The organism is Cellvibrio sp. ARAG 10.3 (assembly GCF_051846955.1).
Lineage (GTDB): Bacteria > Pseudomonadota > Gammaproteobacteria > Pseudomonadales > Cellvibrionaceae > Cellvibrio.
Map to the genome: position 1 here is coordinate 98,180 of NZ_JBPYCU010000011.1, position 14,886 is coordinate 113,065.

General features: G+C 52.5%; 2 protein-coding genes. Both read right to left on the minus strand.

The window, feature by feature from the left end; all coding sequences use genetic code 11:
- Window positions 1-5 precede the first annotated feature (5 nt).
- Entirely contained in the window at window positions 6-491 is a 486-nt protein-coding gene (locus tag ACSV5M_RS14565) for a hypothetical protein (protein ID WP_439176968.1), read from the minus strand.
- Window positions 488-14,881, minus strand: coding sequence for a hemagglutinin repeat-containing protein (locus ACSV5M_RS14570; RefSeq protein WP_439176969.1), 14,394 nt, complete (start codon window positions 14,879-14,881; stop codon window positions 488-490). The genes ACSV5M_RS14565 and ACSV5M_RS14570 overlap by 4 nt, the downstream gene beginning before the upstream one ends.
- Window positions 14,882-14,886: the final 5 nt, after the last annotated feature.

A 14,886-nucleotide genomic window follows, 5' to 3' on the forward strand; every position in this document is an offset into this window, starting at 1 on the left:
AGACGTTATCCATTGACAGCATTAATCCATTCATCAATTAATTTCTTTTTTTCTACATCAGCGAGCTTTTGCCATTTCTCGGATGTAGCTACCGGTACACTAATATTGATAAATTCGGGGGGAATAACTTCTTGATAACTTTCCACATCTGTCGACCCGCATACACTACACATGGGAGAGACACCAATTCCATATTCCCCCTCATCAGAGTCGTACGCCCTGCCTACGACCCTTTGAAAAACTTCTGATTTTTCGGATTCTTTAAGTCCATTTAATCGTGGATTTTTCTTCACAAGATTACTAACTTCGAGAAAGGTAGGATCTTCCATTGCATTAAGGTACATAAGCCGATTATTACTATTGCTTCTTAACATGAACTCTCCATAGGAAAATCCACCAGGAGGGTACATTGGCTCTTTATGCTTTGCATGGCAAAAGGCGCATTCGTATTCAAACAGCTGCGCTTTGAGATTTATTTTTTCTAGTTTCATGGCTTCACCGGAACGACCATCTCTGGTCTTAATATTTGTTCAAATTCATCAAGAACGGCGTGGTTCACACCGCCAGGATTACGTTCGGAATTGAATCTTATTACATTAAAACCTTCCGCCTTTGCCTTATCACCAATGGCTTTGGTTTCTGATGTAATACTTCCACCCGAATATCCCCATGCTTTAGCAATTTCAGGATTCGTTAAATCAAGAATATTGGCGTTATTTATATCTATGGTATAGCGAATAGCATGAGTTGAGTCTAAACCATGATGCGAAAGCTCCGATATAACAGTGGTCGCATCTTCTCCAATATAGAATGCTTTCCCGAAACGGCTATCTGGATTTAGAAAATCAGGATTAATTCCATCTAATATATTCTGAGTTTTTCCTGCGGAATTAGGATTTGCAGGAGAATGGTAGGCATTCTCCGACATCATCGCCGTAATCGGCACAACCGGCGTTGCTGTTCCACCTGCCGTATCCGTCGGCAACTGATCCGCTGCTTCATAACCGCCCACATAATTATCCTGTGTGGCAGGTAAGGTTTGCGTGTTGTTGGTGCCGAGGTTATCCGCTACCGGTGTGGTCAGGCTCGTGGGTTTGTCGCCGTCGTATGCCTGATATCCGCCGCTTTGCCCTAGCTCACTGGGTGTGAGGATAGCGTATTGGCTGGCGTGCGTGTTGCTTGCATAGGTGGTCCATTCGTAGCCGTCTTCGGTTCTGACCAGTACGGTGCCATCTTCACGCTGGTATGCCTCGCCCGGTTGCAGGCGGGCATAGATTTCCGCATCACTCAGGTTGCGGCCAAACACCTGTTGTTCGCTGCGCAGGTCTTCCAGTGCGCGCAAACCATTGGCATCGGTATTTCCCAGTTGACGTGCCACATTTTGAGCCAGCTCATCATCCAGTGATGTTTGCGTGGTCGCCACCATGGTGGTAACGCCCAGTACCGCGAGCAATTCAGGCAACAATTTTGAACCGACGCTGTAGATGTTATTGCCGGGTTGCTCACTCTCTTGCACCACCTGCGCAAAAAGCTGGAGCGCGTATTCGGCTTTGGCCGGATCGGTCAGCATCAATTGGCCGAGGCTTTCAGCCATGTCGTCGCGCAGTGCTACGGCTTGCGGGTTGTCGGTATCCCAGTTCACACGGTTGCGCACCAGGTATTCCGCTGCATCCTTGCGTTGTTCGGGTGTGGAGGCTTCCGTTTCCAGTACGGTCACACTTTGCTGAATGGCGTTGCGGTGGGCGATAGCGTCGTTAATGCCTTTTATGGAGATGTCTTCGTCAATGGCGACGGCTGCGCCGACCACCACAACTTGCGTACCCTGCGTGGCCACGTTTTTCCACGCATCCGGATCAGCCACAGAGGTGACATTATCCTTCCACTGACTCAATGTGTTTTGTTCACCAGAGGCAGTGAGATTCTTCGCAGACTCAATCGCCGTACTCGACACATAAAGGTCAACATTCCGCTCCTTATCCTTCGTCACTTCCTGCGCGAGTTGCGTATCGCGGTTCAATCCTGTCGTGGAGTCGTTGCCGGTTTGCTCGTCGTCACGCACAGTGACATTACCCTGCCCAATCGTGGCGCGGGTGGTTTGCTCATGGTCCAGCTCGTAATGGCTGCCTTCCACTTTCCAACTGCTGTCTTCACTGTCCGGGCTCGCACCGGTGTTGGCGTTAGCGCCGGGGTTGCCGCCAGTGCTGAAGCCGATGCTTAAATAATTGCTTTCTTCCTTGTCGTGGTCCTGTAAATCGCTGAAGCCGAGTGTGCGCGTATCAAGGTTCAGGTTGCCGCCGTCGGTGCCGTCGTCTTTGATATTGGCAATGAGGGCACCGTCCACCTGCGTGTGGTTACCGACTTTGATGTTCACGGACTCGGTACCGATCAAGCTGGTCTGTTCCGTCACCCAGGCGCGGCTGCCGTCGGTTTCGCCGTAGCCGACACTGGCACCGCCGCTCACGCCGGCACCCACGGTAATGCTGCCGCTGGCGTCCCAGCGTTTGCCGTCCACGCTGCCGGTGTCTTGCAGGGATTCCGCATGCAGGTTGTTGCCCACGTCCATGTCGAGGTTGCTGGCCAGCAGGTTCGCGCCGCTGATGGTGGTGTCGTTGCCGCTGATCACGGTCAGGGTGTCTTTGGCGGTGATGTGGCTGTTGCGGTGGTTGACGTATTCGCGGTCCAGGTCGTTTTCCCCGGCGCCGACATAGGCGGTAAAGCCGATGCCGTTGCTGCCAAAGTTAATCCCTGCCCCGGCGCTCAGGTGTTCTTCATCCAGTTGCGAGGTGGTGTAGCCCTGCCCGGCCTGAATCGTTACGTCGTTGTCGCCTTGCAGGCGGATATTGCGGTTTGCGGTTAAGTCGCTGCCGGTGATGCTCAGGTCGTTGGTGGCGTGGATGTTGATATCGCGTTCCGCCGTAAAGCTGCTGCCGGTGGTGGTGACCGCGACCTGCTCCAGGTCAGATTCGGCTTTGCTGAAACCGGCGGTCAGGCTGGCGTTGCCTTGCGTGGCTTGCAGGGTCACACCGACCTGTTGCGAGTCGTGCATTGTGTTGGTGGTCTGGGTGTTTTGGGCATAGTCGATCAGCACATCTTTGCCGGTGATGCGAATATCCCGCCCGGCGTTGACGTTGGTCGCGTTGATGTTGGTGGTATTACCCGCATCCACGGTCACATCGCCACCCGCATTCAGGTTACTGCCGCGCGCGGTGGTTTGTTGGGTGTGTTGTTTGTCGCTGGTGGTGGTCTGGCCCAGGAACGCGCTGCCGCTGGGGGCGACATTGTTCATTGCATCCATCGCGCGCATGACTTCGCTGGCGTTGCTGATGGCGTTGTCGCCCTTGCCGATGTTGCCAATCGCATCAATCGCCTGGCCGATGTTGTGGTTGGCGGTGACGGTCAAACCGTCGCGGGTGAAACTGCTTTTGGTCTCGCTGTCGAGTTGTTCCTGGCTGGCGTTGATGGTGGCGTTGTTGACAGCGCTCAGGTCCAGGTTACGACCGGCATTCACATCGCTGCCGCTGATGAGTAAATCATTGCCCGCGCTGACGGTGACATCGTTACCGGCATTCAGGTAACTCGCGGCCACGGTGTTCTGGTTGATCTGCTCGCGGTTGCTGCGGGTTTCATTGCCGGCGAAGACGCTGATGCCGTTGTCGTCGCCATCCAGCCCGATGCCGTCGCGACGGTTTTTGTGTTCGCTGCCGGCGGACTCGGCATTTTTACCCGCAGTGATGATGACGTTGCGGCCACCATCCAATGACAGGTTGTTGCCCGCATCCAACACGCTGCCGACCACGTTGACATCCTGCGCGGCGTTACCGGTGATGTTGTTGCCCGCGAGGATCACACTCGCGGCGTTGGTGCTGGCGGTGCCATCGTTGCTGTTATCGCGTTCCTTGCTGAAGGACACAAAGTCGCTGCTGATATCAATACCGAAGGATTTTTTATGGGTTTTGCTTTCGCTGAAGCTGTCGTCCTGCAAGGCAAGAATATTGAGATCGCCGGTTTCATTCGTAAGGCCTGCGTGCATTTCCACCGAATTGTCAGCGGCGACCGTGCTGCCTGCCACGGTGAGGTTATTACCGGATAACAACACCGCGTCGTTACCGGCGTCGACCACACTGCCGATCTGTACGGTTTGTGCCTGGGTATCGCTGCGGCCTTTGCCGGTGAAACCGCCGAAGCCGGATTTTTTGTTTTCGTGGCGTTCCAGGTGTTCTTCGGTGTTGGCGGTGACCAGAATATTTTCACCGGCACCGACAATCACATCACCACCGCCTTGCAAGGTGCTGCCGTGCAACAACACGTTGCGGCTGTCCTGCATGGCAATGCTGCCATCGTCTTTATTCAGCGTGGCATTCACGGTGACGTTGCCACCGGCAATGACCGCACTGCCAACGTTCTCAGTGTGCAGTGTTTCATCGATGCGCGTTCTACTACGCCCAAACGATTTTTTCTTTTTCTCGTATTCGTAGTGGTATTCCGAATCGTTCACCGCGACTAAATTGGTATCGCGTTCTGCATGGAGCGATGCATCGCCTTGTGCAGTGATGGTGCTGCCGATCATGTTGATATCTTGCCCCGCGTTCATGCTCGCGTCGCCACCAGCCGCCAGCGTGGTTTGTACATGGGTAACGGTGTTCTTGATGCTGTCGTGGCGTTTGTGGTGGAACTCGCTATCGACCGTGTCGGCCACGGCTTCGAGGTTGATGTCGCGTTCGGCGGTAAGGGCGATGTTGCCTTGCGCGGTTACGGCTGTGCCGAGCAGGTTCACATCGCGCCCGGCGTTCATGCTCAAATCACCACCGGCAGCGAGGCTGCTGCCGACGTGTTCAACGCGGCTGCTCTGGTTGACTTTGCCTTTGTAATCCTTACCCACAAAGTGGCTTTCGTTCGCGGCGTTTTCCACCTGGATATCGCGCGCGGCATTTAAGGTCATGTCGTTGCCGCTGCGCAAATTGCTCGCGGTGAGCAGCACATCGCGCCCGGCGTCCAGCGTCATATCACCACCGGCATTGATGCGCGGTGCGGTGCCGACAGTGACGCGGGTGGTGTGGCCTTGGGTTTCGGTCGTTAGTGCGGCGCGGTTGCTGATGTCGCCTTCACGGGTGATTAAGGACAGGTTGCGACCGGATTCAATACTGCCGACGCGCTCGCCGGTTTTTTCTGTCACCACGGTGTTGATGATGTCGCGTTGCGCAATGGCGACCAGATCGCGGTTGGCGCTGAGGCTGCCGCTGTTTATGAGGCTGCCGGTTTGGGACTTCAATAATAAATCGCCGCCGGCAATGCGGCTGTCGTTGTTGATATCGCCGCGTGAAATTAATTGCACGGTACCCGCACGGCCCGAAGCGATGTTGCCGCTGTTACCGACTTTGTCGCGGGTGTTGGTGATGCTGCCTGCTTCCAGTAACACAAAATTATCGGCGCTGATGGTGCCGGTATTTTGCAGCGCTTGTTGGGTGCGTAACGTTAAATCGTGTTGGCCAATCAGTCGCCCGGTGTTGGTCATGCCGCTGTCCGCCGAGAGCGACACATTCTGGCCGGTCATCAACGCGCCTTTGTTATCCAGGTCACCGGCGCGTGCGGCGCTGGCGTAGTACACCGGCGCGAGGACTTTTTCACCGTTCACGTTCTGCTCGACCAGCCACACAATGTCGTGGGTGAGTTGTGCCACCTGTTCCGCACTTAACGCGATGCCGACGCTGAGTTCCAGTGCTTCATTCGCGGCGATGGCGTTGTCCATTAAATATTTAAATTGTGCTTCATCGCTGGTAAAGGCAAGACCGGTGTTTTGATCGGTGAGGTAACGTTGGCCGAATAAATTAAACAGGCCCTCGCGCAGTAAGCGGGTTTCGTAAAATGCATCGCCCAGGCGGCGTTGCAGTTCCGCCGGGTCGTAGCCCAGGCGATCCAGTAAATAGTCGGTGCCGATAAAATTCAGGTAATCGGTGAGAATCGGATTAGTTTCCACCAGGTATTGGCTTTGCGGTGTGGTGTTGACCACGAACATGCCGTTGTTGGTGGGCAGTTGCAGATTTTGTGTCGGGTTGTAGGAAATGACTTCCGGCACGGTGGTGCCGTTGCCGTTATTGGTCGGCGGTGTTATCGGGTTCGTATCCGGGTCGAACGGATCGGTGCCGGGGTTTTGCGTGTCCACCGGCGTTGCGCCGTTGTTGTCGACTACTGCAACCGGCGGCGCATCGGTGTTGTTGTTTTCCAATGCTACCGGCGTGTTGGTGCTGGTGGCGTTTTCTACGGTGGTATTGCCGCCGCTGACGTTGGTACCGCCGGTTTGGCTGGTGATATTGTCAACGCCGGTGCGAGTGCCATCGATTTGTGCGGTGGCGGCGTTGCTGTTGATTTGCTCTACCGAACCCAGTGCGCGATCAACCGTTTTGGTGCCGGTGTTGCTATTGATAGTTTTGTCGGTGTTGGTGCCGAATTGTTGGGTTGTGGCGTTAACGTTTACCGTATTGCCGACGTTTACGGTTTGTTGTTCAACAGTAACAAGATTGCTGCCGCTGGCATTGGTGTTGGTGTTTCTCAACGTGTTGTTGGCGGCGTTGTTGATGTTGCTGTGGTCGGCTAATACGAACTGATTTCGTGTTTCTGACACGGCGCCGTCAATTGTGCGGTGCAAGTTGACGTTCTCCAAGGTACCGGAGAAGGTACCCGTGAGGTTGCCGCCCGCCTGGATGGTGGAGGCGACGGTGGAGAAGCTGTCTAACCAGATTTGGTCGGGTAGGAAGTAACCAATATGTTGAGTATAAGGAGGCATCCAACCTGGAACACTAACCCAGCCGTCTGCATATGCATCGTAATTGTAGGGATGATCATCCCAGTTGGACCCCACGTTATCAAAATCAATAAAATGACTCAAAGCTCTAATTAATTCTTCAAGAGCTGAACGAGGCGAATCTGTATAGAAAGACATACCAGTCTGGTACAGAACTCCCCCAATAAATCCATCTAGATAATTATCCGAAAGCCAGCCAGATTGCGCTTGTGAATTCATATCAATAACAGCGTATATAATTCCATTACCATAGTCCTCTGGATTCTCATACCAGACAGAACTCATGTAACAATATCCATTATCGTAACAATCAACATTTCTCGCACCTAATGCGGTGTAATACTCTTGCGGTGTGTCATATCCATATAGATATGCTTCGTTAACCAGCGAACCGCCTTGCATATCTAAATTCCCATCTGCAGCAATCATGCTGATGCTGTTGCGAATCAAATTTGCATTCAGCGTCATATTTCCGCCGGCAAGAATGAAGGCAACACCAGAATCCGTCAGCATATTGCCGTTAGCATCAACCGTGTATTCCGCGCGGCGATTAAGGAGTCCGCCTGTATAGATACCAACATTGCCACCGTAGGATTCAATGGTGCCGGATTCATTCAATACTTGCGTGTTTCTGACCAGTGCGGCGTTACGTGCGATGGTAATGTTATTCAGCGCAAAGATATTTGCCTGGGTGTAGTTGTTCACTTGTCCCGCGACATACAAATTCAAATCATTAGCTGCAAACAACAGGCTGCGGTTAGCCAGGTTGCCACCGATTGTTGCAGTGAAATTATTACCTGCTGCGATGGCGCCGCTGTTGTTGGTAAGCGTTTGCGCAATAAGGTTGAAGTTCTGACCAGACGATAATCGCCCGGCGTTGGTCACGGTGCCGGTGAAATTTAAGTCCAGTAAGTTACCGGCACTGATCACGGCATTGGCTTGGTTGGTGAGATTAATCCCGCTTAAGCCCAGGTTGCCCAAGGTGGATAAGGTTCCCTGATTGGTGATGCTGCCGTTGGTGTTCAGGGTGAGGTCGCCATTGGTGATTAATTGGTTGCCTGCACCATTCACTAAATTACCCTGGGTGTTAATCACCAGCGAACCGGCGGCATTCAACAATCCACCGTTTAATGTAAAGCTGGGCAGGTTCAGTGTCAGGATTTGTTGGGATTGAATGCGGCCGCCGGTGTTGGCGAGTGTGTCGGTGTCAATGGTGACATTACCTTCGCTGAACATATCCCCGTTATTGTTCGTGAGGCTGTCGGCGGTGACTTCCAGACTGTTGGTACCGCTAGCGTAGATGGTTCCACCTGTGTTGTTGATGGTGCTACCGTCGAGCGTGATGTGCGGTGCATTAATATTGCCGACAACACCGTTGAACATATTGTTGAGCAGTTGGGTAAAGTTATTTATTAGCAGACGATTTTCGCCCACCAGGTTGCCGCCACTGTTATCGATGGTGGTCGCACTAACCGTTAAATCGCCGTCGCCGACGTGGGCAATCGTACCGGCGCGATTGTCAATCTGATTACCCGCGCTGACAGTGCTGTTGCCGGTTACTGCAATCTCGCCGGTTTGATTGTTGATCGTGCCACTGGCATTGACGGTGGACGTGCCGTTGTTGCTGATGATTTTTGCTGCATTACTGTTAACGAGATTGCCCGCAGCGACGTTGATATTGATTGCTTGTGTCGCGCCGATCTGGCTGGCGTTATTGGTGATGCCGGTTTGCGCGTTAAGTGTCAGTGTATTTTCTGCAACCAATGCGGCGCTGTTGCTGTTGGCCAGATTGTTCACGTTCACATCCAGTGAACCCAGGCTGACGATTTGCCCGGCGTTATTGGTTAATGCGCCGCTGGTGTCTATGCGCAACACGCCCAGGCCCGCGTGCGTAATAGCCTTGGTATTGTTAATGCTTTGCGCGTTGATGGTCGCATTAAGCGCATTGGTTTGAATAATGCCGCTGTTGGTCAGGGTGCCGGTAGTGTCAATCGATAAACTGTCTGCAGCATTACCCAATGCAGACAAAATTCCGCGCTCGCTGCTGTTGGATTGTTGGTTGGTAATTTGTGCTAATTGCAACGCAAGCGTATTGGCTTCAATGATGCCGTCGGTATTGTCCAGGTTGCCACCACCAAGGGTGATCGTGTCGGCATAGATATCGCCTTGCGCGTTATTGATGACCGGGCTGTTCAGCGCGATAGTCGCTACACTTTCCAGCAAACCACTTTGGTTATTGATTTCATCGTCTGCATTAAGGGTGAAGGTGCCGTTACCTGCGTGGGTGATGCGACCGTTTTGGTTGGTTAAATTGCCCAGCGTAAACACAATATTCTGCGCGTTGGTTTCAATGATGCCGTCGGTATTGTTCAGGGAATTGATGACCGTCCAGGTGATGCTGTCGGTACCGGCGCTGACGACGTAACCATCAGCATTGGTAAAGCTGTTCGCTTGCAGATTAATGGCGGCGCTTGAGTCGAGCGTGCCTTGATTGTTGTTGAACGTATTTTGTGTATTGATATCGAGTGTATCAATCGCCGCGATGACACCGCTGTTGGTAACCTCGCTAGCGGTAAGATTAATTTGGCCGCTGGATTCCAGAAGGTTGCTGTTAATTAAATCGGTCAGCACATCAAGGCGCAACACACCAACACCGACGTGATTAATCGCATTGCTGTTATTCAATTGCCCGGCGGCGATGTAGGCGGATTCCGCGCGGGTTTGAATCACACCGGCATTATTCAGATTACCGGCAACGTTTAGCCACAAATCATCTGCATTAGTGCTTAATGCGGTGATTAATCCAACCAGGCCGTTGGTAGTCCCAAGGTTGTTGGTCAGGTCACCGCTGAGCTCCATGCGCAATCGATCTGCGTCGATGGTGCCGCCGCTGTTGTCCACGGATTGGCCGGCAACCTGAATTTGTTGCGCGGCAATAGTGGCTTCGCGGTTGTTGAAAGTATCCGCGTTTATCACGAGTTCGCTGTTGCTGGTGATGCTGGCACTGTTGTTGGTGACTTCCGTGGCATTAATATCCAACTGACCGGTGCCCGCATGTTTGATTGCGGCGGCGTTGGTATTTTGCAATTGTGCGGCGGTGATGGAAAAGTTATTGGCATTGGTTTGAATAACGCCGCCGTTATTGTTGAGCGTGCCACTCAGGTTGATAACGTTATCGATTGTGCCTGCGCCGGTGATGTAGCCAGTGTTGGTTAATGTGGTACCGGCCAGGCTAAACGCACCCGCTGCATCCAAGTCGCCGCTGTTGGTCAGCGCCTGACTGAAATCAATATCCAGGTTTCCGGCAGCAGTGATGATGCCGGTGTTATTGATATTGCCAGCGAATAACTCTTGCGAGCCGTTGCTGTCGATGCGCTGCTGGTTAATCAAATCGTTCTGTACATCGAGACGCAGCACACCAAAACCGGCGTGCAACACGCGTCCGGTGTTGGTGAAGTTACCCAGCGTCAAGTTGGCGCTGTCGGCATTGGTTTGCAGGGTGCCGCTGTTTTGCAGCGTGCCGTCAACATTGATCATCAAACTATCGGCGGCGGTGCCCAAGGCGCTGATGCTGGCCGTTGCGGTATCGGAAATATTATCCAGGTTGCCGCTTAACTGAATTTGCAATTGATCGGCATCAATCGTTCCATCGCGGTTACTCAAATCTGTGCCGGAGATATCCACTGTAGCAGCGCTAATGTTGCCCGCACGGTTAACCGTTTGTTGCGCGGCCAGAACAAGTTGATTATTGCTGACAAGGGAACCGGTGGTGTTATCAACTGATGTTGCGGTGATACCCAGCGCGTTTGCACCGGCATGTAAAATTTGCCCGCTGTTGTTGTTGAGTTGATCGACAGCAATGGTGAATTGATTTGCATTGGCTTGAATAATGCCATCGGTATTTTGCAGGGTGTCGGCAATGTCGATACGGCTGTTGACGGTTCCGGCGGCGGTGATGGTGCCGTTGCTATTATCCAGATTCGTGGCGGTGAGGTTGATGGCGGCGCCGCTGTCCAGCGTGTTGCTGTTGGTGATGGTTGTTGCGGTGACATCGAGCGTGCCGCTGGTGGCAATCAGGTTAGTGTTTGTCAGCGTGCCCGTGGTGGCGAGCAGATTGCCATTGCTTTCCAATACGCCGTTATTTAACCAGGCCTGTTGTACATCCAACCGCAAAACACCAAAGCCGGCATGAAGCACCTGACCGCTGTTGGTGAAGTTGCCTGCGTTAATGGTGGCTTGTTGGGCGTTGGTACCAATGTAGCCACCGTTATCCAGCAAACCGCCGACAGTTAACAGCAACGCATTGTTGTCCGCGCCCAGTGCAATGAGTTGGCCGTTATTGTTATTCAATACATCGCCAGTCACATTGATCGTCAACTGATCCGCATCGACAACACCGCTGCTATTATCGAGTTGGTCGCCGGTGAGGGTAATGGTCTGCGCGCCCAGGTTACCGGATTGATTGTTAACGTCCGCCGCGTCTACAACCAATGTATTGTTACTGGCGATTTGCCCGCTGTTGTTGGCCAGGTTTGTTGCGATGATTTGTAAGGTGTTATTGCCGGCGTGCAACAGTTTTCCGTTATCGTTGTTGCGCAATTCCTCCGCAGTAATGGAGAAGTTGTTCGCGTTGGTTTGCAGTGTGCCGCCGGTGTTGTCCAATATGTTAGTGACGTTGATGTTGCTATCTGTGGCGCCGGTTGCGAGGACCAGTCCAGCGCGGTTATCCAGATCTGCTGCGGTTATTTGAACACGCCCCTGGCTGTCCAGCGTACCGCTGCGGTTGTCCAGTAATCCGGTAACGCCAATATCCAGATAACCGCTGCTGGCCAGCAAATATTGGTTGCGCATACTGTCAGCACGCAGCACCATGCTGCCGTTGCTTTCTATGCGGTTTTCGTTGACTAATGCTTGTTGCACATCTAGCTGCAATACACCACTGCCCGTATGGACAAAACGACCAGTATTGGTAAGGTTTTGTGCGGTTATTTGTGCGGAGGCTGCGTTGGTACCGAGCGTACCGGCGTTGCGCAGCAGGCCGCTAATGGTTAGTGCGAGGCTGTTGTTTGCTGTGCTTTGTGCAACCAGATAGGCGTTGCCATCGTTGAGTAAATTGCCGGTGAGTGTAATGTCTAGCGTCTCACCATCAATTACACCGTCGTCGTTGTCCAGGCTGGTACCGTCGATGGCGATGGTGTTTGCGGATAAGGTGCCGGCACGGTTATTGATGGTTGCATCGTTGATCGCGAGGTTGGCGTTACTGATTATCTCGCCGGTTTGGTTTGTCAGATCAACGGCGGTAATTTGTAACGCGTTCGCACCCGCGTGCAGAATTTTTCCGTCGGTATTATCAATATCCGTGGCGTTTATGTTGAGTGTGTTGGCATTGGTTTGGATGGTGCCGCTGTTGTTATCCAATGTGGTGGTTTGAATAATGGTGTCGTTACTGCCAGAACTGAGCACAACACCTTGTTGGTTTGTTAATACCTCGGCGGTTATTTGCAAACCTGCGGCACTTTCGATGCGCCCGCTGGTGTTGTTTACGGTACCAGTGGCTGTCAAAAATACATCATTCAGGCTACTGATTAAACCACTGGTGTTTGTGAGTTGTTCTGCCGTTACCGCCAACACACCATTACCTATAAGTTTTCCTTCAGTGTTATTGAACGCTGTGCTGAATACATCAAAACGGCCCGCGCCAAGGTGTTGAATGCGGCCCTGGGTGTTATTCAGGTTGGCTAGTGTCAGGCTGTTATTGGTTGCCGCCGATTGAATTAAACCGCCGGTATTATCCAGTTCCCCGGTTACCGTTAATGCAAGGCTGTTGTCCTGGTTGCCCGTTGCTAATAATTGCCCGGCGTTGCCCTCGCTGTCGAGGCGATTACTGAGTTCGCCTTCCACGGTTAAGGTCAGTTGATTCGCTTCCAGCGTGCCGCCATCGTTGTTGATGTTTGCAGCAGTGGCATTCAGGGTATGGGCATAAATATCGCCCTGCTGGTTGTCGAGTGTTTGTGCTTGCAGTTGCAGGTTGCCTGCTTGCAATAACCCGTCACGGTTATTGAAATCATCGGTTATCGTTACCGCCAGGTCCGCTGCAAATATTTCACCCATGTTGTTATTCAATACACGGCTATTAATCGCCATGATGGCGCCGCTGGAGAGCTGGCCGCGCAGGTTGATGATGCTGTTGGTAATCGCCAGGTCCAGCCGATCTTTGCCGTATAGAATGCCGTCGTCATTGAACAGGTTGTCGGCAGTAACAAATAAACTGCCCTCGCTGCCGAACTGGCCTGCGCGGTTATCGAAATCACCGGTGATGTTTAATTCAAATACACCGGTGCCGCTGTGAAATAAATAACCGTTACGGTTATCCAGCCCGCCCAGGTTTAACACCAGATCAGCATCGTCACGAATGTAAGAACCGTTCTGGTTATTGAAGATGCCTTGCAAGTTGAGCGCTGCATCGGATGAATTGATGCTGCCACCGGCATTGGTCAATGTGCCCTCGCCTTCAATCAACACACCACCACCGGCACTGATATTGCCGCTGGCGTTATTCAGTTCTTGCGCAATCGCAACGTGAATATCCGCACCGGCGGAGAGTAATCCGGCGGTGTTGTTGAATTGGCCAAAATCGCCGGTAAGATTTTGTGAACCGGAAAACAGCGCGCCGTCGGTGTTATCAAAATAACCCGATGCAGTGACGGTGAGATCCCCACCCGCTGCGATGATGGCGTTCTGGTTGGTGACGGTAACCGCACGTAACAATAAATCCTTGTCAGCCTGAATTAATGCATCCGGTTTATTCAGCAAACGGTTAACCACAATATTAGCGTCGCCGGTGGATAAGACTTCACCACTATTGATCCAACTGTTTTGCGCAATGGCGAGCAGCAAACCGTCTTTCAGGTAATTGCCGTTATTGTCGAAGCCGGTGAGTAATTGCGCATCGGTCACGATATCCTGTGCGCGCAAATCAATTTCGCTGGTGCCGGCAAGGATATCGCCGCTGATGCTCAGGGTTTTGCCAGCAATGGCATCAATAATATTGGCATGAACATTACCTTGCAGCGTCACGTCGCCGTTAAAACTTGAGATAGCAATGCGCTCTTTGGCGGTGGCTTTATTAATCACGATATTGCCGTCGGCAGTTAGTACCATGTCGCCTGTTGCGGCGGCCATATCGCCCGCAACACGCACTCCCACGCCGCTTTCGGTACCCATCATGGTGATGGCATTGACATACATACCGCCCAAGGCTGCCACATCCAGCGCAAATTCCGGTGATTCGCTACCGTCGTATTCCAACGCCGTCGGGCGACTCGTTGCATAATCCACGCGGTTTTTACCGAGCGCCATCATGACTTTTTGCGCGTGCAACTGCGCATTGATATATGCAGAGCGCGCGATGATATCCAGGTGTTTTACATTGGCCGCATTAAGGCCCATGCCTTGCACAATAAAATTGCCGTTGTCGACATTGATGGAGCGCAGTTGACCGTTCGCCATTTCCGGCTTACCGGCAGCGAGGGTTACGCGGGGAATATTAATAAAGCCGCAACCATCGCAGGTAATGCCGTAGGGGTTGGCGAGCACATAATCGGCAGCCTGCCCGGCAATTTCGGTGTAGCCCAACAATTGCGAACGGTTCGCGCCGGTGACTTCATTTAAAATTAATCGCGCACTGGCATCGGTAAGGTTAGCGTTGCCGGCAATGTGGCCGCCGAGTTGAGTATTGGTGATAGTGCGACTGTTGTTGAGGATCACGCCGTCTTTGCTGACATTAAACTCAGAAAATAAATTGTGCGAAACGCCTTTGTCGTTAGGCCGCGCGATGTTAACGATGTCGACGCCGTTGGCTGCCCTGTCCAGCGTCGGGCGCTGACTGACGGAAACGGTTTTATCAACCGCGATGGTATCCGCTACGCTGATCAGTGGTTGAAAGGTTAATAAACCGGCGCAGCAATAGGCGGTTAATTTCTGCCAGATTTTTTTTGTCTCACGTCCCATGTTGTCCATCTCTTTAACTGTCGTTGCCGTATGCTTGAAAGTGCTGTGTGGTGATGGTGTTTTCTGTTTCATCACTA

What these genes read in the sequence shown, in the direction of transcription:
- ACSV5M_RS14565 (WP_439176968.1), bottom strand. Translation starts at nt 491, where the DNA reads ATGAAACTAGAAAAAATAAATCTCAAAGCGCAGCTGTTTGAATACGAA.
- ACSV5M_RS14570 (WP_439176969.1), bottom strand. Translation starts at nt 14,881, where the DNA reads ATGAAACAGAAAACACCATCACCACACAGCACTTTCAAGCATACGGCA.